Origin of the sequence: Hydrophilobacter chitinilyticus (genome assembly GCF_049860745.1) — a bacterium.
In the GTDB taxonomy this organism is placed as follows: domain Bacteria; phylum Pseudomonadota; class Gammaproteobacteria; order Burkholderiales; family Burkholderiaceae_C; genus Rhodoferax_B.
On the sequence record NZ_CP187561.1, the window covers coordinates 5,335,524 to 5,352,909 of the forward strand.

Here is a 17,386-nt window from a genome sequence, read left to right on the forward strand (position 1 = left end):
CCTCAGAAAGAAAAGTCCTTGAAGGCATCGGGCATTTCACCCTGCATCGCCTCGGCTTCCTGGGCTTCGTACGTCGCTTTATCCCAGAGTTCAAAGTGGTTGCCCATGCCCAGCAAAACGGCGTCTTTGCTGATGCCGGCGGCGGTACGAAGTTCAGGCGAGATCAGCAGACGGCCGGTGCCGTCCATTTCGACATCCATAGCGTTGCCCAGGAAGATCCGCTTCCACCATTGGGCGGACATGGGCAGCTCGGCGATGCGTTCGCGGAACTTCTCCCACTCGGGGCGCGGAAACACCATCAGGCAGCCGTGGGGGTGTTTGGTGATGGTGAGGCGTCCTTCGGCCGTCGCGCTCAAGACGTCACGATGCCGGGTCGGCACCGATAGCCGCCCCTTGGCATCCAGACTGAGAGACGAAGCCCCTTGAAACACAACCCTGCCCATCCTTGCGATTGAGAGTGCAGAAGGAGGGTTTTCACGCCGAAATCCCACTTAATTGCACTTTTTCCCACTGTAGCAGGAAAAGAACAAAGTGGACCTAGCAAACCAGGGTATTTTTTGTAATCAAATCAACGACTTAGCGGTGTTTGCAAATGTCAGATCGCACAAAAATCTGTTCAAAATTAAGCACTTAGCAAAAGTTTTGAATGTGTTGTCTTAGCTACAAGCCAGGGGTAAAACACGTTTCAGACTTGACACACACTGACAAACCTATCAGTCACAAGATGTATCGAGACAAGTCTTCGTTTTGGCTCAATTCCTGCAATCGAGCATCCACATAGGCCGCGTCAATCTCAACGGTCTGGCCCTCCAACTTGGTGGCGCCAAAGCTAACTTCGTCTAAAAGGCGTTCCATCACCGTCGACAGGCGCCGCGCGCCGATATTTTCAGTGCGTTCGTTCACCTCGTAAGCGATGTGCGCCAACCGGGTGATTCCCTCTGGCGTAAACACCAAACTCACGCTCTCTGTCGCCAGCAAAGCCTGATACTGCTTGACCAGCGAGGCATGGGTCTGCGTGAGGATGGCCTCGAAGTCTTGTACCGACAGTGACTGCAGTTCCACGCGGATCGGCAACCGCCCTTGCAACTCGGGAATCAGGTCGCTCGGACGGCTCAAATGGAACGCGCCAGAGGCAATGAAGAGAATGTGGTCGGTCTTGATCGGGCCGTATTTGGTCGACACCGTCGTGCCTTCGACCAACGGCAACAGGTCACGCTGCACGCCTTGGCGCGACACTTCGCTGCCTTGGCCTTCGCCACGCGAGGCCACTTTGTCGATTTCGTCGATGAACACAATGCCGTTTTGCTCGGCGTTGAAGATGGCCTTGGTTTTGAGCTCTTCCTCGTTCACCAGCTTGGCGGCCTCTTCGTCAACCAAGAGCTTCATCGCTTCAGCGATTTTCAGCTTGCGCACCTGGCGCTTGGGCGAGCCCATTTGGCTGAACATGCCGCGCAGTTGCTCGGTCATTTCTTCCATGCCTTGCGGGCCCATGATCTCCAACTGCGGCCGCGCATCGGCCACATCGATCTCGATCTCTTTATCGTCCAGCTGGTTTTCACGCAGCTTCTTGCGGAAGGCTTGGCGCGCAGGGCTGTCGCCAGCGGCCGAAGCAGACGCACCTTCAGAAGAGCTCAAACGCGCGGGCGGGATCAGGATGTCGAGTACGCGCTCTTCCGCCGCATCTTCGGCGCGCATGCGCACTTTTTGTTTTTCGGATTCGCGGGTTTGCTTGACGGCCACATCCACCAGGTCGCGGATGATGGAATCGACGTCTTTGCCCACGTAGCCCACTTCGGTGAACTTGGTGGCCTCGACCTTGATGAAAGGCGCGTCGGCAATGCGTGCCAAGCGGCGGGCGATTTCGGTTTTGCCCACACCGGTAGGGCCAATCATCAGGATGTTCTTCGGGGTGATTTCGCCGCGCAGCTTTTCATCGACCTGCTGACGGCGCCAGCGGTTGCGCAAGGCAATGGCCACGGCACGTTTGGCTTGCTGCTGGCCGACGATGTGGCGGTCCAGTTCGGAGACGATTTCTTGGGGCGTCAAAGCGTAGGAGGAGGAAGTCAAAATTTACTCCAGCGTCTCGATGGTGTGGTTCATGTTGGTGTAAATGCAGACTTCGCCTGCAATCTCGAGCGACTTCTTGACGATGTCGCGGGCGCTGAGTTCGGTGTTGTCAAACAAGGCAATCGCCGCCGACTGCGCAAACGTGCCACCCGAGCCAATGGCCACAATGCCGCGCTCGGGCTCCAACACGTCGCCGTTGCCGGTGATGATGAGCGAAGCCTCTTTGTCGGCCACGGCAAGCATGGCTTCCAGGCGGCGCAGCACACGGTCGGTGCGCCAGTCTTTGGTGAGCTCGATCGCGGCGCGCACCAAGTGGCCTTGGTGTTTTTCGAGCTTGGCTTCAAAGCGCTCGAACAAGGTGAAGGCATCGGCCGTGGCGCCTGCAAAACCGGCGAGCACACGTCCGTTGTAAAGCTTGCGCACCTTGCGCGCCGTGCCCTTGACGACTGTGTTGCCTAAAGTGACTTGCCCGTCGCCGCCAATGGCGACTTGCACGCCGTTGGCGGTTTGGCGCCGCACGCTGAGAATGGTTGTACCGTGAAACTGTTCCATAGCTTTTCAGAGTGAGGGCAAAGATTAAAAACTCAAGCCGAAGAGACTCTTCGCCAAAGGCTTAAAAGAGGCGAAATGAGGCAAAGAAATGTGTATGGCTTGGCGCATCGTCCGCAGATGCGCAGCAGCCCGGCGGTCACTGAAAACTAGTTGCGCCGCAGAATGATCTTGGCATTTTCGTTGATGCCAATCACATTAAAGAACGTGGCCACCAAACGGTGTACGTCGCGAAACTCAACGCGCCGGCCTGCGGCCTGTTGCGTGGCGGCCCAGTTCAACACCGAACCCGCCGCAGAGAAATCCGTACGGATAAGATTCTTGCAAGAGATCACCATCAGGCCGCCATCGCGCACCTGGTTTTCCAGCGGTGCAAGCAAGGCGCCCGCATCGCCCATCACCACACCCGACATCAAGCCCATGCACACCGGCGCGGTAGAGGGCTCCAGTTCCAGCACCGGCAAGGCATCGTCATGCACAGCCATTTCGTCGTCATGGCTGGAGGTGTCAACTTCATCGCCCAGCAGCGCGAGGTCGAACACATCTTCGGCCTGCACTTCTTCGAAGCTGGACTGCGCATCGCGCCACGACGGCGGTGACACCTCGTAGGTCACGCAGTACTCCAACGCCACCAGATCAAACGCATCTTGCTGCCCCATGATGCGCAACAACTCCATGCGCAGCCGCCAGGCTTGCTTGACCACCGTAGCATCTCCGGCAGGCGTTGCCGCGCGCAACACGTTTTGCAGCCGATCGCTGTTGACGAGTTGCACTTTGACCGGGCGCTCCGCCAGGTCGCTAAACAAACCGACCAAGACGTTCATGGCGTCCGCATCCATGGCGGCAAGCGCGCCCCAATTCAGACGTAACGTAGGGGCACCCTTGGCTTGCACCGCCGCTTGCAACCCCATGGCGGCAGAGGCCGTCAACTGCGCTGGACACGTCCAACGAAATACCGTGGCGTTTGCGACATCGGCGCCAGCGCCACCCGCCAAGCCATTGAGCTCGGGCATGGAAAACCAAACCGGGGCTGACAAACCAAAACGCGTCGCGTAGTCAATCCCCGCCGAGTCAAAACGCTCGTGCCGCCCCGTGGCGCGGTAAAAGTCAAACAGCGTCAGCCAAATGTCAGAGGCGGCGGAGCCAGCAGAAGGGTTGCCAAGCAAGGCCAGAATGGCGTCTTCGGCACCATCGTCATCGCCATTGGCGAAATGGATGGCGGCCTCCTCCAGCGCCGGGTCGTGCACGAACTCGGGGCCTGCATCGGACTGCGACACCACTGCGTCGTAGTCCAGCTCAAGAGCCTCATCCAAGGCCGCCAGCATGTCCACGATAGGCTCATGCATCCCTTCGTTGCGCGCCATGGCAGCGGCCAGACCGGACTCCAGTGGCTGCAAGTCTGTCTTGGGGAAATTGGTGTTCTTGAAACCCTGGGCATCGTGCGCATCAAGCTCAGACCCGCCCGGCACCGTGTTCAGCACGGTTGCTGCAAAGTGATGGGGGGCGTGGTCAGCATCGGCACTGTCGGTCAAGCTTAGCGGGAGCGAACGCTCTGCGTCCAAACTATGCGGACGCGTGACCTCGCCACTCAGTTCCCCACCCGATGCCCGTGCCTCAGCGGCCGCCGCAGCAGCCCGCAGCAAACCGGCACGCGAAGACAAAGGCACGGGGTTGGAGGCGCCCACGTCCTTGGACTTCCACCACTGCTTGGACATCTGCTCTTCGATCTCGTCGATCTTCTTGAGCGTGCCCGCACGGTCGTCGGTGGTGGATTGCAGACTACTTTGGAAAAACGACGGACGGCCAGACGTATCGCTGTGCGCCTGAGCCTCACGTTGCCGTAGTTTGCGGAGCTGATCGAACTCTCGCCGCCGCACAAAGTCGTTGCGGCGCTTACGCTCGATCATCTCCTTGAGCATCTGCTTGCTGTAGATGCTTTCTTTATCAAGCTCGGGTTGGTCCAGGTCGGACCAGTTCACCGTCGGGTTACGAACGAACTTGACGACCTTTGACAATAAACCGGAAGAAGGTTGTTCGTCTTGGGCCATGGCCTACATCCGTCTTGAAGATGCAAAGAACCGCGCTGCAGCCAACTTTAATCGCCAAACATCTTCTGTTTGAGTTCGCGGCGCTGCTGCGCTTCGAGCGACAACGTGGCCGTGGGGCGTGCCAGCAAACGGCCCACGCCGATAGGTTCACCCGTTTCGTCGCAGTAACCGTAGTCGCCCGCATCAATGCGGCCAATGGACTGTTGGATCTTTTTCAGCAGCTTGCGCTCGCGGTCGCGGGTGCGTAATTCGAGGGCGTGCTCTTCTTCGATGGTGGCGCGATCAGCTGGATCGGGCACCACCACAGTGTCTTCACGCAGATGCTCGGTGGTTTCACCGGCGTTGTTCAGCATGTCTTGCTTGAGCAAAACCAGCTTGTGCCGGAAGAACGCCATTTGCTTCTCGTTCATGTACTCAGAGTCCGGCATGGCCAGCACTTCGGCGTCGGTCAACTGTTCCACCGGGGTGGTTTTCCAGTTGTTCGCCAGTTTGGGGTCTTTTTTCGCAGCCATGTGAGGAGGGGAAACGATCATCGGAGAAGGAATATTCTGTAAATAACTAGCTTTGGCAGCCGTCGAGGCCACCGATTGAGCCATTGATGGTACGGTGATTTGCGCAAGCCGTGAAGAGGCACGCGCACTTTTCGGAGGCGCCAGCGTAGACGAGGGAACACTTTGCGCTGGCTGTTGCACATACACCGGAGTGCGCACCGCGACGGGTTCCGCTACTGCCACGGCAGCCACGGGCTTGCTTTCGGCCACAGGCTTGGCTGCAACGGTTTTCGCAGGTGCTGCTTTGGCCACAGGAGCGGCAGGAGCAGCCTTGGCAGCGGCCTTTTTGGCTGGTGCCGGGGCTGCAGCCTTTGCGGCGCTTGGCTTCTCGGTCTTGGAGGGACTGGTTTTAGTTTTCACAACAGGCGCCGGTGCGGCCGCCGCCTTGGCACTTTTAGATGCACTGGCGGGGGAGGCCTTGGGAGTTGATTTGGCCACGGCCTTGGCTGCGGGCTTGCTGGCTGGCTTGACGACAGGCTTGGCGCTTGTCTTCGTACCGGCTGGCTTGGGTCCTGGTTTTGCACCTGGCTTGGCGGCCGCACTGCTGCGGCCTTCTGCCTTGGGTTTACTACTCGTCGAACGCGCTGGGCGATCGCTGACTTTTTCCAGCGCCCTGCTTTTAGCGCTGGGCTTGGCCGCAGCGGCTTGAGGCTTATCTGAGTTTTCGGGACGAGGGCGCGCAGCACCGCCGACGCGCCCCTCTTCCACGACGCCGAAGGCCAAACCCATCATTTGCAGAAACGTTGCAATCATTTAGTCCATCCGGCAGAAAACACAGATTAAAACCTCAAATCAAACACTGCTCCATACCTTGCGAGAAGATGTCTTGCGGCAAATCGATGCCGATAAACACCATTTTGCTGGTGCGTTTCTCATCGGGCGCCCAAGCTGGGCCTAAATCGCTGCCCATGAGCTGGTGAACGCCCTGAAAAATGACCTTTCGCTCCGTACCCTGCATATTTAACACACCTTTGTAACGCAACATGCGAGGTCCGTAAATATTCACGATCGCGCCCAAGAAGTCTTCCAGCTTGGCGGGGTCGAAAACACGGTCGGAACGGAACACAAAGCTTTTCACATCGTCGTCATGGTGATGGTGGTGGCCGTGGCCGCCCTCATGTCCATGGTCGTGGTCATGCTTGTGCGACGGGTGATCGCAGTGCTCGCCATGTGCGTGGTCATGGTGGGCGTGGTCGTCTTCCTTGAGGAAGTCGGGGTCGATGTCGAGCTTGGCGTTCAGATTGAAGCCGCGCAGGTCAAACACTTCCGACAACGGCACTTCGCCGAAGTGCACCGCTTTTTGCGGGGCACGTGGGTTCATGTGCTTCAGGCGGTGGATCAAGGCGTCGACTTCGTCCTGGGCCACCAAATCGGTCTTGCTGATGAAGATCTGGTCGGCAAAACCCACCTGGCGGCGAGCTTCCTGGCGGTCGTTCAATTGGGTGGCGGCGTGTTTGGCATCGACCAGCGTCAAGATCGAGTCGAGCAAGTAGCTCTCGGCGATTTCGTCGTCCATGAAGAAGGTCTGGGCCACGGGGCCGGGGTCGGCCAGGCCGGTGGTTTCGATCACCACGCGCTCAAAGTCGAGCAAACCCTTGCGCTTTTTGGCGGCCAGCAGGCTCAGCGTGGAGCGCAGGTCTTCGCGAATGGAGCAGCAGATGCAGCCGTTGTTGAGCTGAATGATTTGCTCGCCGGGCTCGGACACCAAAATTTCGTTGTCGATGTTTTCTTCACCGAACTCGTTTTCGACGACGGCGATCTTCTGGCCGTGGGCTTCGGTCAAAACGCGCTTCAGGAGCGTGGTTTTGCCCGACCCCAGAAAGCCCGTCAGAATAGTTACGGGAATGAGGCTCATGGTTTCCTTGGAAGCACCTTGGGGCCAAAGCCGTTGCGCAGAGTCCGGGATGCGCCGCCGGCGCTGATGCGGGCGTACGGCGCAAGCACGGCCTGCCCCAGAAATGCAAACTACTGCGAATTAATTAGGTGGGGAGTGTACTGGCCCTTTCAATGCCAACACTCACTATGGTTTTACAGCGGTTTGAGCGTGGTTTTATCAGCACACTTATGGTTTACGCGCTTAACGCCACGTCTACCGCCGCACCACCACCAGCCCCTTCAGATACTCGCCTTCAGGGAAGTTCAACGTCGCGCTGTGGTCGGGCGCGCCGCTCAGACGGTCGGTGATGTAGCCGTCCACCCCCGCGTCGTTGCCCGCCGACGCCACAATTTTGTGGAACAGATCGGGGCTGATGCCGCCCGAGCACGAATACGTGAACAACACCCCACCCGGCGCCAGCAGCTTGAAGGCGAGACGGTTGATGTCTTTATAAGCACGCGCTGCGCGCTCGGCATGTGCCACGGTCGGGGCAAACTTGGGCGGATCGAGCACGATGCCGTCGAAAGTGCGGCCTTCGGCGCCGAACTGGCGCAGCGAGGCGTTCACGTCCGCGTCCATGAAGTCGGCGCTGCTGTCGGCAAAGCCATTGCGCGCCACGTTGGCGCGGGCGCGCTCCAGCGATGGGCCGGACGAATCGATCGACGTGACATGCCCCGTGCCTTCAAGCCCGGCCGCGCGCATGCCCGCCAGCGCCGCCACCGAGAAGCCGCCGGTGTAGCAATAACAGTTGAGCACGCGCTGCAAGCCCAGGCGCTGGGTCACATCGGCCATTTTCTTGCGGCTGTCGCGTTGGTCTAGATAGAAACCGGTCTTGTGGCCCTCGGCAATGTCCAAGCCGAGCTGCCAGCTGTGCTCGCGGATCACCAACTCGGTGGGGCCCTCGCCCGCCAGCCAGCCGGTCGACGCGGGCAAACCTTCGAGGGCACGCGGGCCGGTGTCTGAGCGCTCGTACAACTTGGTCAGGCCGGTCGCGTCGAGCAACGCTTGCACGATGACGCTTTTCCAGCGCTCCACCCCGCAGAACAGAAACTGCGCCACCAGCGTGTCGCCGTATTGGTCGACGATCAGGCCGGGGATGCCGTCCGACTCGCCATGCACCAGGCGCACGCCGTCGCTCTGAATATCAAAATGGACTCTAGCGCTGACTGCACGGGCAATAGCAGCTACAAAAAACGCAGCATCGATGCGCACCGACTCGTCAAAACTCCAAGCCCGCGCGCGGATTTTGGAGCTGGGGCTGAAGCCGGCCCAGGCCAGGAATTTGCCGTCGTGAGATTCCACACGCACGGTTTCACCCGCGTCGCCGCCGCCTTTGGCGATGGCCGATTCAAAGATCCAGGGATGGTGACGTTGGAGCGAGCGTTCTTTGCCCTCGCGCAGGCGGATGATTTTCATGGCCGCCATTTTCGGGCTTTTGCCCGCTGGCACGTGCCCAATGCCTAAATATCAGCAGAACAAGCCGTTAACGCTTATCTGCTAAGCGCAGACCGCTACTTTTTCGATAGCTTGGCACGCGGATGCGCTGCGTCGTACACCTTGGCCAAGTGCTGAAAGTCCAGCCGCGTGTAGACCTGGGTGGTGCTGATGTTGGCGTGGCCCAGCAGCTCTTGCACCGCGCGCAGGTCGCCGCTCGACTGCAGCACATGGCTGGCAAACGAGTGGCGCAGCATATGCGGATGCACCGGCATCGCCAACCCCGCCAACTGGCTGCGCCGCTGCAGCCGCTGCCAAATGGCTTGGGCTGTAAGGCGCGTGCCGCGCCGCCCGGTGAACAAAGCCGATGAAAGTGCCGCTGCGGGCACCTCGCCGCGCACACCCAGCCATAGCTGCAACGCTTCGAGGGCCTTGCTGCCGATGGGCACGCTGCGGCGCTTGCTGCCTTTGCCCAGCACGTGGGCCTCGCAGGCGTCGAGGTCGAGCCAGCCCTTGGCCTCGGCACTGGGGCGTGCGTCCAACCCCACCAACTCTCCCACCCGCAGGCCGCTGCCGTAGAGCAACTCGACCATGGCGGCGTCGCGCGCGTCGAGCCAGGGGTCGTCGCCCGCGTCGGTAAAGTCGGCAAAGGCAGTGGCGTCGTCCACCCCCATGGCTTTGGGCAGAGGTTTGGGCGCTTTGGGCGCGCGCACGTCTTGCACCGGGTTGGCGCTGACCAAGCCTTCGCGCCCCAGCCACTTATATAAACCGCGCCAGCCCGAAAGAATGAGCGCAATGCCGCGCCCGCTGCGCCCCTTGCTGTGCATTTGCGCCACCCAGCGGCGGATGTGGCTGTGCTGCACCTGCGTCAGCCCCACCCCTGCTGCGGCCGCCGCTTGCCCCAGCTTGGCCAGGTCTTCGCGGTACAGCGCCACGGTACGCTCGGCCAGCCGCTTTTCCACTTCGACGTGGGTGAGGTAGCGCGCCACCAAAGCTTGGTCGGCCGCGCTTAGTTCGGGAGCAGCAGTTGCGTCAGCGGCTGAACCCACGTGAACTCTCTTTATAGTTTTAGGCTTGAAGGCGTGACAGCGCAGCGCTGGCCAACTCGGCAATGCGCTCCAAAAAGTCCGTGCCCATGGCCGACTCGAAACGCGACGCGTCGGGCGACGCCAGCACCAACATGCCAAACGCCGGTGCGGCGCTGCCCATGGGGCCCACGCGCAGTGGCAACAGCGCCAACGACACGGCAGCCGCAGGATCGGGCAGCCACGACACGGCTTCAAAACCCGAATTCACGCCGCAAAACGGTGCGGTCAGCGAGCTGGCAAAGGTGCGCGCGTCGTCGCTCACGCCCTGCGCGTAAGACGCATGCGCAAACGCCGGCGCCACGCCCCACACCTTGATGGCGGCTTGCGGCACGGCGAATTGCTCCACCACTTCGTTGCAGATGCAGCCTGGCAGTTCGATCGCCTCGCGCGTGGCCAACAGCTTGCCGGCCCAACGTTGCAGCTTGTCGGCAATGATCATGTTCTCGTTACCGTGGCGGATCATGTCCATGATCCGATGCTCCAGGCCCTTGATCTTCTCGCGCAGCATCTCGGCCTGGCGCTCTTGCAGGCTCACGGCGCGGTGGCCGTGTGGGCTGGTCATTTGTACCGAAGCCAAAATTTCCGAATGACGCTCGAAGAACTCTGGCGTGTTGATCAAGAAGTTGGCGATGTCGTCTTCGGTGATCGGGTTGGTTTGGTTCATGGCTTTTTAGATCAATTTAAGACGCTGCAATCCACAGCGTCGACAGCTTCAGGCCGGCAAATCTGCCGGAGCGTCAGGAACATCAATCGTCCCCTGGAATACGGTGGTGGCCGGGCCGGTCATATAGACCGGGGCGTCTTCAGCGCCCGACCAATCAATGGTCAACACCCCGCCCAGCGTCTGCACATCCACACGCTGGTCGAGCAGGCCCAGGCGAATGCCGGCGACCACGGCCGCACAAGCGCCGGTGCCACAGGCCAGGGTCTCACCCACGCCGCGCTCATACACGCGCAGGCGCACATGGCTGCGGTCGACCACTTGCAGAAAACCGGCGTTCACGCGGCGCGGAAAACGCGGGTGGTTTTCGACCAGCGGGCCGAACGCGGCCACGGGCGCGGTGTCGACGTTATCCACCACGTGCACGGCATGCGGGTTGCCCATGGAGACAATCGCTACCAAAAATGGAGCAGCCTGCGCATCATCAGTAAGCGCTAGCGGCCATTTTTGCCACGAACCGCTAGGCTCGGGTGCCAGGCCGTCCGCATCAAACGGCACTTGGGGCAAGTCGAACACGGGCGCGCCCATGTCCACGGTGACGCGGCCATCAGGGGTAATTTTGGGGGCGATGACGCCACTCTTGGTGGCCACACGGATGGTGTCTTTGGCGGTCAGGCCAGACTCGAACACGAAGCGCGCAAAACAACGCGCGCCGTTGCCGCATTGCTCCACCTCGCCGCCATCGGCGTTGTGGATCACGTATTCGAAGTCGATCCCGGCGGCGGGCGCGGGGCGTACGGTGAGGATTTGGTCGGCGCCCACGCCGAAATGGCGATTGGCGAGAAAACGGTACTGGGCGGGCGTCAGGCCCAAGCGGCCTCGGGTCTCATCGAGCACCACGAAGTCGTTGCCAGCACCCTGCATTTTGGTAAACGGGATTCGCATGCAGCCCATTATCAGGGCATGCGGGGCGGTTCAGCCTACCGCGCTACGCTCCCACACAGCTTCTGACAATGGTGTCTGCCCCGCCGTGGCGCGAAACAACCGAATCTCCACCGGCACACTCCACGCCGGGTCATCGGTCACCACCACCAGCCGCCCCTCGGCCAGCTCGGCGCTGATCAGGCTGCGCGGCAACCAGGCCAGGCCGCGCCCTTCGAGCGCCATGGTCTTGAGCAGCACCGCGTGGTGCGAGGTGATGGCAGGCTTGAAGCGCGCCTGGCCTTGCATCTGCTGCATCAGCACACGCATGATCTGCCCCAGGCCTGATTCGGCGCTGTAGGCCAGCACGGGCACGGGTTCTACCCCGTCAAGTCTATGCAAGGGCACACCGCCGGGGCCGGGCGCCGTCACCGGCACCACGTGGTCTTGGCTGACCTGCGCGTATTCAAAGTCGGGCGCCAGCAAACGCGTGGGCACGGCCGCGTGGCCGTAACACAGCAGAAACTGCACGCGCCGGTTCAGCATCAGGTCTTCGCAGGCCTGAAAGCTGTCGGACACCATGTGGATCGGCCCCAGCTGCATGGGCAACTGCTGCTCTACACGCTGCAGCCACGCCGGGAAAAACGCCATTGACAACACATGTGTGGCCGCCACGCGCAAGCTGCGGCCGGCCAGCTCTTGCGCCTCGTGGGCGCGGGTACGCGCCTGGGTCAGGCGCAGCACCACGTCGCGCGCCACGTCCACCATCACCTCGCCAGCGGGCGTGGGCGTGGCCGGGTGTTGCGAGCGGTCAACCAGCGCCACACCGGCCCACTCTTCCAATGAACGGATGTGCCGGCTGAACGCTGGCTGCGCAATGCTGCGCGCCTGCGCCGCACGCGAGAAGTTGCCGCTTTCGGTCAGCGCCAAAAAGTCCTCAAGCCATTCAAGGTCGAGCGGTCGGTTTACGGGGCCCATGGGTTGAAGTTTGTCTCGTTTGAATAGTTCTATGCGATTCGGGTATTGGACGCTGCACTGCCGGCGCCGGAAGATCGCGGCCGTTGCAGACATTCGCATCGCCCTATCCGACCTACCTATCAGGAGACACAACGCATGCCTACCATTGAGAATTATCGCGGCATTATTCCGGCCATTGCCTGCCCTTTCACGGCCGATGGCGCCATTGACGAACCGGCGCTGCGCCGCCTGGCGTCGTGGCTAGCCAGCCACAAAGGCGTGGTGGCGGTGATGACCAACGGGCACACCGGCGAGGTGTTTTCGCTCACGCCGCTGGAGCGTGCGCAGGTCACACGCATCGTGGCCGATGAACTCAAGGGCAAGCTGCCCGTCATCTCGTCCATCGTGTGTGAAGGCCTGGCCGATGCCGCCGACCATGCCCGCCTGGCCAAAGAAGCCGGCGCCGCCGCGCTCGACGTGATGCCACCGCACCACTGGCTGCGCTTCGGCTTCCACGCCGACCACGCCCTCACCTACTTCGACACCATCTGGCAAGCCGCCAAGCTCGACCTGGTGTGCCACGTGTACCCGGCCTACAGCAAGGCATCCTATTCATCCGCCCTGCTGGCCGACCTGGCGCGCCTGCCTTACGTGCAGGCCTTCAAGGTAGGCCAACGCGAGATGAGCAAATACGCCCGCGACCTCAAGGCCATTCGCGACGCGGACGCCAGCAAGGCCATCCTCACTTGCCACGACGAGTACCTGCTGGCTTCCATGGTGCAAGGCGTGGACGGCGCACTGGTTGGCTTTGCCAGCTTCATTCCGCAACTCATCATCGACCTGTTTGCTGCCGTGCAGAAGGGCGATCTGCATGAAGCCATGCGCATCCAAAGCATCATCACGCCGCTGAAAGAAGCGGTGTACGGCGCGGGCGAACCCACCGGCGAAGCGCACGCCCGCATGAAGACCGCGATGAAGTGCGCAGGGGTCATTGCGAATGACTTTGTGCGTGCGCCCACACACCGCCCCTCGGCCGAAGAAGAGGCCGAGATCCAGCGCGCCGTGAGCGCTGCAGGCCTGGCCCGCTAAGCCCATCCGAACCACATCGGAGGAGACAAAAAATGCAAAACCAAAAGAATTCCAAATCCCGCCGCACAGTCTTGGGGCTGGCGGCTGCCATGGTCGTGGGCACGCTGTGCATGGCCGCCGCGCCCGCCTGGGCGCAGGCCTACCCGTCGCGCGTGGTGCGCGTGGTCATCCCCTTCCCACCCGGCGGCACGCTGGACACCGTTGGGCGCCAACTGGCACAAAAGCTCAGCGAGCAAACCGGCCAAAGTTTCATCATCGAAAACCGCGCGGGCGGCAACGGCACCATCGGCGCCGACATCGTGGCCAAGGCCCCGGCCGACGGCTACACGCTGCTGTTCAACGCGTCCACCTTCGTCACCGCGCCCATGACGATGAAGTCCGTGCCCTACGGCATCAATAAAGACTTCTCGCCCGTGGCACTGGTGGCCAAGGCGCCGCTGTCGGTGGCCATCAACAAGAATCTGCCCATCACCGATGTGAAATCGCTCATCAGCTACGCACAGGCCCACCCCGGGCGCATGACGTTTGCCGTGGGCTCCATCGGCTCGGCCGGGCATTTGTCGACCGAACTCCTCAAGCGCGCGGGCAACCTCGACTACCTGATCGTGCCGTACAAAGGCACGGCGCCAGCCTTTCAAGATTTGATTGGCGGCTCGATCGACGGTTTTATCGACCCCATCCTCGGCTCGCTGCAGTACCACAAGAGCGGCATGCTGCGCGTGGTGGCCGTGACCTCGGCCAGCCGCGCGCCCAACCTGCCCGACGTGCCCACCGTAGCCGAGACCATTCCCGGCTACGAGTTCTACAGCTGGTACGGCCTGTGGGGCCCGGCCAAGCTGCCGGCTGATATCACCAACAAGCTGAACGCCGAAGTCAACAAGGCGCTGGCCACCGACATGAAGGACAAGCTGAAGGAACAAGGCTTGTTGCTCACGCCGGGTTCGGTGCAGGACTTCGTGAAGTTTCAGCAGGAGGACATGGCGCGCTCCCAAAAGATCATCACCGAGGGCAATATCCGTGTGGACTAGCTTTGGAACACCCCCAGTCTTCGCGCACTGCGTGTCGCTTCGCCAACCCCCTTGCAGGGGGCGGTGCCTGCGGCCTGGCGAAGCCAGTTCCGCGGCACCCCATGTTCAAGGCAGTGACGTCACTGCGGTTAGAGGCACTTTATGACTAACCCATCTTCTCAACACGCGGTCGTCACGGGCAGCAGTGCGGGCATTGGGCGGGCTATTGCGTTGTCGTTGCTGGCTGGCGGATGGCGCGTCAGTGGGTTGGACATTGCGGCGCCGAGCATTGAGCAGGCAGGGTTCACGCATGTGGCGGTGGACTTGAGCCGGGGGGACGACATTGCCCGTGCGGCGGCATCATTGCGTGGTGTGGATGCGTTGGTGCATGCCGCTGGCGTGTTGCGCGTGGGGCCGTTGGGTCAACTGGAGCCCACCGGGGGCGAGTTGATGTGGCGGCTGCATGTGGACGCGGCGACGCGGCTGGCCGATGTGTTTTTGCCTGCCATGGCGGCCAGGGGCGCCGGGCGCATGGTGATCATCGGCAGCCGTGTGGCGCAGGGCATGCCGGGGCGCAGCCAGTATGCGGGCACCAAGGCGGCGTTGGTGGCACTGGCGCGCAGTTGGGCGGCCGAGGTGGCGGCGCAGGGTGTCACGGTGAATGTGATCTCGCCAGCGGCCACGCAAACCGGCATGTTGCAAGACCCCTCGCGTGCGGCCAGCGCGCCGCGCCTGCCGCCGATTGGGCGGCTCATCCAACCTGAAGAAATCGCCGCGCTGGTGGGCTACCTGCTGTCGCCCGCTGCTGCGGCCATCACCGGGCAAGACATTGCCATTTGTGGCGGGGCGTCACTACCTCGTTGAGCACCCCACTGAATCCTTTCACTCTTTCCCAACCACCACAACTCTTATGAAAATCGTCGACATCATCGAATCCACTCGTCCCATCAAATCGGACATCCGCAACGCCTACATCGACTTTTCGAAGATGACCCTGAGCCTGGTGGCCGTGGTGACCGACGTGATCCGCGACGGCAAGCCCGTCATCGGCTACGGCTTCAACTCCAATGGCCGTTACGGCCAGGGCCACCTGGTGCGCGAGCGCTTTCGGCCACGCGTGTTGGAGGCCGCGCCACGTTCGCTGCTCGATGACACTGGCGACAACCTCGACCCGCACAAGATCTGGGCGACGATGATGACCAACGAGAAGCCCGGCGGCCATGGTGAACGCAGTGTGGCCGTGGGCACCATCGACATGGCCGTGTGGGACGCCACCGCCAAGATCGCCGGCCTGCCGCTGCACGAGCTGCTGGCCCAGCGCTACGGCACGGGCAAGGCCAACCCCAAGGTGTTTGTCTACGCCGCCGGTGGTTACTACCACCCCGGCAAAGGTCTGCAAGGCCTGCGCGACGAGATGCAAAGCTACCTCGACCGTGGCTACTCGGTGGTCAAAATGAAGATCGGCGGCGCCAGCCTGGCCGAAGACCAGGAGCGCATCGAAACCGTGCTGAAGATGCTGCGCCCCGGCCAACAACTCGCCGTAGACGCCAACGGCCGCTTCGACCTGGCCACTGCCGTGGCCTACGGCAAAGCCATGTCGCAGTACCCCCTGTTCTGGTACGAAGAAGCCGGCGACCCACTCGACTTCGAGTTGCAAGCGCGCCTGGGCGAAAGCTACACCGGCCCCATGGCCACCGGCGAAAACCTGTTCTCGATGCAAGACGCACGCAACCTCATCCGCTACGGTGGCATGCACAAAGACCGAGACTACCTGCAGTTCGACTGCGCCCTGAGCTACGGCCTGGTGGAGTACCTGCGCACGCTCGATATGCTGAAGGAATACGGTTGGTCACCGAGCCGCTGCATCCCGCACGGCGGTCATCAAATGTCGCTGGCGATTGCGGCAGGCTTGGGCTTGGGCGGCAACGAGTCGTACCCCGATCTGTTCCAACCCTATGGCGGCTTTCCGGACGGCGTGAAGGTCGAAAACGGTTTTGTCACGCTGCCGTCATTGCCGGGCATTGGGTTTGAGGGCAAGGCAGATCTTTATGCCGAGATGAAAGCGCTGGCGAGCTGACGCTTTTCGTCATCATGATGTCACCCGCCATACACACATGGCGGTGCACGTCATGGTTTTTGAGCTGAGCTGACAGCCACTTTTTCATCTTCAGCCACGGCGCGCTCAGGGCCAAAGCGCAAGGCCAGCCGTTCATCCCCGTGCACGCCGGTGCATGCCAAAGCTCATGCTTGGCAGCACCGGCGCACCACCATCGCCTCTTCATATCTTCAACACCCCCTGGTGTCATCGCCTTGACCACGATGGGGGCAAAGCCGCTCGCTGACATCTTCCGCGCAGCCTCTCGCGTTTCACCTGCGGCACACGCAGGGCAGCGCCGAATACCAACACACAAACTCGCACACACGCACACACACGGTCATCAAATTGTCGTGGAGGACTTCTAGCATCGCGCAGCCACCACCGCCAGGACGCGGCGTGGTCAGAACGCTCTTTAACTACCTCTGAGGGATATTCGATGAAACACGTCATCCGTGGCCTAGTGGCCAGCGCGGCCTTGGCCGTTTGTGCTCCTTTTGCAACTGCAACCGTCCTCACGTTCGACAACATCGTCGGCGCCGACGGTTACGCGAGCGTCCCCGCCAACTATGGTGGCCTGGACTGGTCGGCCGAGGGCTGGTCGGTCTTCACCGGCGCCCAGGCCCCCTACGCGGCGCACTCTGGCGACGGCCGTGTCGCCACCGGCTGGGGCAGCGACGACAGCGCCAGCCTCATCCGTTTTCTGACCCCCACCGTGTTCGACGGCGCATGGTTCGCCGGCTATGAAGAAGCCTCGGTGACTTTTCAGATGTTCCTCAACGGCAACCTGGTCGCCACCTCAAGCACGCTGGGACTTTCGGATGTGTCCAGCTTCTTGTCGAGTGGCTGGGACGGTGTCGTCGACTCGGTTCTGGTGTCGAGCGCCTACCAAGCCTTTTACGTGATGGACGACTTCACCTTCCATGCGCCCAATCACGTCCCAGAACCCGGCACGCTCGCACTGACCCTGCTCGGCCTGGCATTTGTGGCCCACGCCGCCCGCCGCCGCAACAGCTAAGCCCCCCACGGAACACCCCTCCAAA

At 61.6% G+C, this 17,386-nt stretch carries 17 protein-coding genes; 6 read left to right on the top strand and 11 right to left on the bottom strand.

The window, feature by feature from the left end; genetic code table 11:
- Nucleotides 1–2: 2 nt before the first annotated feature.
- The 5 genes from mraZ to dksA form a co-directional block, all read right to left on the bottom strand.
- Nucleotides 3–431, bottom strand: a complete 429-nt coding sequence (gene mraZ, locus ACPWMG_RS23920) for a division/cell wall cluster transcriptional repressor MraZ (RefSeq protein ID WP_483301987.1) — start codon at nucleotides 429–431, stop codon at nucleotides 3–5.
- Nucleotides 432–717: 286 nt separating this feature from the next.
- Complete coding sequence (hslU, locus tag ACPWMG_RS23925; protein ID WP_483301988.1) at nucleotides 718–2,067, bottom strand: ATP-dependent protease ATPase subunit HslU; 1,350 nt, start codon at nucleotides 2,065–2,067, stop codon at nucleotides 718–720.
- A 3-nt stretch (nucleotides 2,068–2,070) separates the two neighbouring features.
- Nucleotides 2,071–2,619 (bottom strand): ATP-dependent protease subunit HslV, encoded by a 549-nt coding sequence (gene hslV, locus ACPWMG_RS23930; protein WP_483301989.1) that lies wholly within the window; start codon nucleotides 2,617–2,619, stop codon nucleotides 2,071–2,073.
- 146 nt (nucleotides 2,620–2,765) lie between these two features.
- The gene (locus ACPWMG_RS23935; RefSeq protein WP_483301990.1) at nucleotides 2,766–4,664 is read right to left on the bottom strand and encodes an STAS domain-containing protein; all 1,899 of its coding nucleotides are present in this window, start codon (nucleotides 4,662–4,664) and stop codon (nucleotides 2,766–2,768) included.
- Between the two features lie 47 nt (nucleotides 4,665–4,711).
- A complete protein-coding gene (gene dksA, locus ACPWMG_RS23940; RefSeq protein ID WP_483305328.1) occupies nucleotides 4,712–5,467 on the bottom strand; it encodes an RNA polymerase-binding protein DksA in 756 nt (251 codons plus the stop codon).
- On the opposite strand from dksA, the gene ACPWMG_RS23945 reads away from it, so the two are divergent.
- A complete protein-coding gene (locus ACPWMG_RS23945) occupies nucleotides 5,367–5,864 on the top strand; it encodes a hypothetical protein (protein ID WP_483305361.1) in 498 nt (165 codons plus the stop codon). The two genes, dksA and ACPWMG_RS23945, sit on opposite strands and share 101 nt — an antisense overlap.
- Nucleotides 5,865–6,002: 138 nt before the next feature.
- Here ACPWMG_RS23945 and ACPWMG_RS23950 read toward each other — a convergent pair whose 3' ends face one another.
- The 6 genes from ACPWMG_RS23950 to ACPWMG_RS23975 all read right to left on the bottom strand — a co-directional run bounded on the left by ACPWMG_RS23950 (nucleotide 6,003) and on the right by ACPWMG_RS23975 (nucleotide 12,173).
- Complete coding sequence (locus ACPWMG_RS23950) at nucleotides 6,003–7,070, bottom strand: CobW family GTP-binding protein (protein ID WP_483301991.1); 1,068 nt, start codon at nucleotides 7,068–7,070, stop codon at nucleotides 6,003–6,005.
- Between the two features lie 234 nt (nucleotides 7,071–7,304).
- A complete protein-coding gene (locus ACPWMG_RS23955) occupies nucleotides 7,305–8,507 on the bottom strand; it encodes a class I SAM-dependent rRNA methyltransferase (protein ID WP_483301992.1) in 1,203 nt (400 codons plus the stop codon).
- Between the two features lie 95 nt (nucleotides 8,508–8,602).
- Complete coding sequence (locus ACPWMG_RS23960) at nucleotides 8,603–9,574, bottom strand: tyrosine-type recombinase/integrase (protein WP_483301993.1); 972 nt, start codon at nucleotides 9,572–9,574, stop codon at nucleotides 8,603–8,605.
- A gap of 19 nt (nucleotides 9,575–9,593) precedes the next feature.
- Nucleotides 9,594–10,277 carry a DUF484 family protein gene (locus ACPWMG_RS23965; RefSeq protein ID WP_483301994.1) on the bottom strand — a complete coding sequence of 228 codons (684 nt, stop codon included), beginning with the start codon at nucleotides 10,275–10,277 and terminating at the stop codon, nucleotides 9,594–9,596.
- A 48-nt stretch (nucleotides 10,278–10,325) separates the two neighbouring features.
- On the bottom strand, nucleotides 10,326–11,219 hold the full coding sequence (dapF, locus tag ACPWMG_RS23970) for a diaminopimelate epimerase (protein ID WP_483301995.1): 894 nt from the start codon (nucleotides 11,217–11,219) through the stop codon (nucleotides 10,326–10,328).
- 30 nt (nucleotides 11,220–11,249) lie between these two features.
- Entirely contained in the window at nucleotides 11,250–12,173 is a 924-nt protein-coding gene (locus ACPWMG_RS23975) for a LysR family transcriptional regulator (protein ID WP_483301996.1), read from the bottom strand.
- Between the two features lie 135 nt (nucleotides 12,174–12,308).
- Here ACPWMG_RS23975 and ACPWMG_RS23980 point away from each other — a divergent pair, with 135 nt between their 5' ends.
- From ACPWMG_RS23980 to ACPWMG_RS24000, 5 genes are all read left to right on the top strand, one after another.
- The gene (locus tag ACPWMG_RS23980) at nucleotides 12,309–13,241 is read left to right on the top strand and encodes a dihydrodipicolinate synthase family protein (protein ID WP_483301997.1); all 933 of its coding nucleotides are present in this window, start codon (nucleotides 12,309–12,311) and stop codon (nucleotides 13,239–13,241) included.
- Nucleotides 13,242–13,330: 89 nt separating this feature from the next.
- Nucleotides 13,331–14,269 (top strand): Bug family tripartite tricarboxylate transporter substrate binding protein, encoded by a 939-nt coding sequence (locus tag ACPWMG_RS23985; protein ID WP_483305329.1) that lies wholly within the window; start codon nucleotides 13,331–13,333, stop codon nucleotides 14,267–14,269.
- A gap of 141 nt (nucleotides 14,270–14,410) precedes the next feature.
- The gene (locus ACPWMG_RS23990) at nucleotides 14,411–15,112 is read left to right on the top strand and encodes an SDR family NAD(P)-dependent oxidoreductase (RefSeq protein ID WP_483301998.1); all 702 of its coding nucleotides are present in this window, start codon (nucleotides 14,411–14,413) and stop codon (nucleotides 15,110–15,112) included.
- Between the two features lie 46 nt (nucleotides 15,113–15,158).
- Nucleotides 15,159–16,325, top strand: a complete 1,167-nt coding sequence (locus ACPWMG_RS23995) for a mandelate racemase/muconate lactonizing enzyme family protein (protein ID WP_483301999.1) — start codon at nucleotides 15,159–15,161, stop codon at nucleotides 16,323–16,325.
- A gap of 457 nt (nucleotides 16,326–16,782) precedes the next feature.
- Entirely contained in the window at nucleotides 16,783–17,361 is a 579-nt protein-coding gene (locus ACPWMG_RS24000; RefSeq protein ID WP_483302000.1) for a PEP-CTERM sorting domain-containing protein, read from the top strand.
- The last annotated feature ends 25 nt before the right edge of the window (nucleotides 17,362–17,386 follow it).

Bases quoted from the DNA above. Each gene is read 5' to 3' on its own strand.
- dapF (WP_483301995.1), bottom strand. From the start codon at position 11,219: ATGCGAATCCCGTTTACCAAAATGCAGGGTGCTGGCAACGACTTCGTG.
- ACPWMG_RS23980 (WP_483301997.1), top strand. From the start codon at position 12,309: ATGCCTACCATTGAGAATTATCGCGGCATTATTCCGGCCATTGCCTGC.
- ACPWMG_RS24000 (WP_483302000.1), top strand. From the start codon at position 16,783: ATGAAACACGTCATCCGTGGCCTAGTGGCCAGCGCGGCCTTGGCCGTT.
- ACPWMG_RS23950 (WP_483301991.1), bottom strand. From the start codon at position 7,070: ATGAGCCTCATTCCCGTAACTATTCTGACGGGCTTTCTGGGGTCGGGC.
- ACPWMG_RS23955 (WP_483301992.1), bottom strand. From the start codon at position 8,507: ATGAAAATCATCCGCCTGCGCGAGGGCAAAGAACGCTCGCTCCAACGT.
- ACPWMG_RS23935 (WP_483301990.1), bottom strand. From the start codon at position 4,664: ATGGCCCAAGACGAACAACCTTCTTCCGGTTTATTGTCAAAGGTCGTC.
- ACPWMG_RS23990 (WP_483301998.1), top strand. From the start codon at position 14,411: ATGACTAACCCATCTTCTCAACACGCGGTCGTCACGGGCAGCAGTGCG.
- hslV (WP_483301989.1), bottom strand. From the start codon at position 2,619: ATGGAACAGTTTCACGGTACAACCATTCTCAGCGTGCGGCGCCAAACC.
- ACPWMG_RS23965 (WP_483301994.1), bottom strand. From the start codon at position 10,277: ATGAACCAAACCAACCCGATCACCGAAGACGACATCGCCAACTTCTTG.
- ACPWMG_RS23995 (WP_483301999.1), top strand. From the start codon at position 15,159: ATGAAAATCGTCGACATCATCGAATCCACTCGTCCCATCAAATCGGAC.
- ACPWMG_RS23975 (WP_483301996.1), bottom strand. From the start codon at position 12,173: ATGGGCCCCGTAAACCGACCGCTCGACCTTGAATGGCTTGAGGACTTT.
- ACPWMG_RS23985 (WP_483305329.1), top strand. From the start codon at position 13,331: ATGGTCGTGGGCACGCTGTGCATGGCCGCCGCGCCCGCCTGGGCGCAG.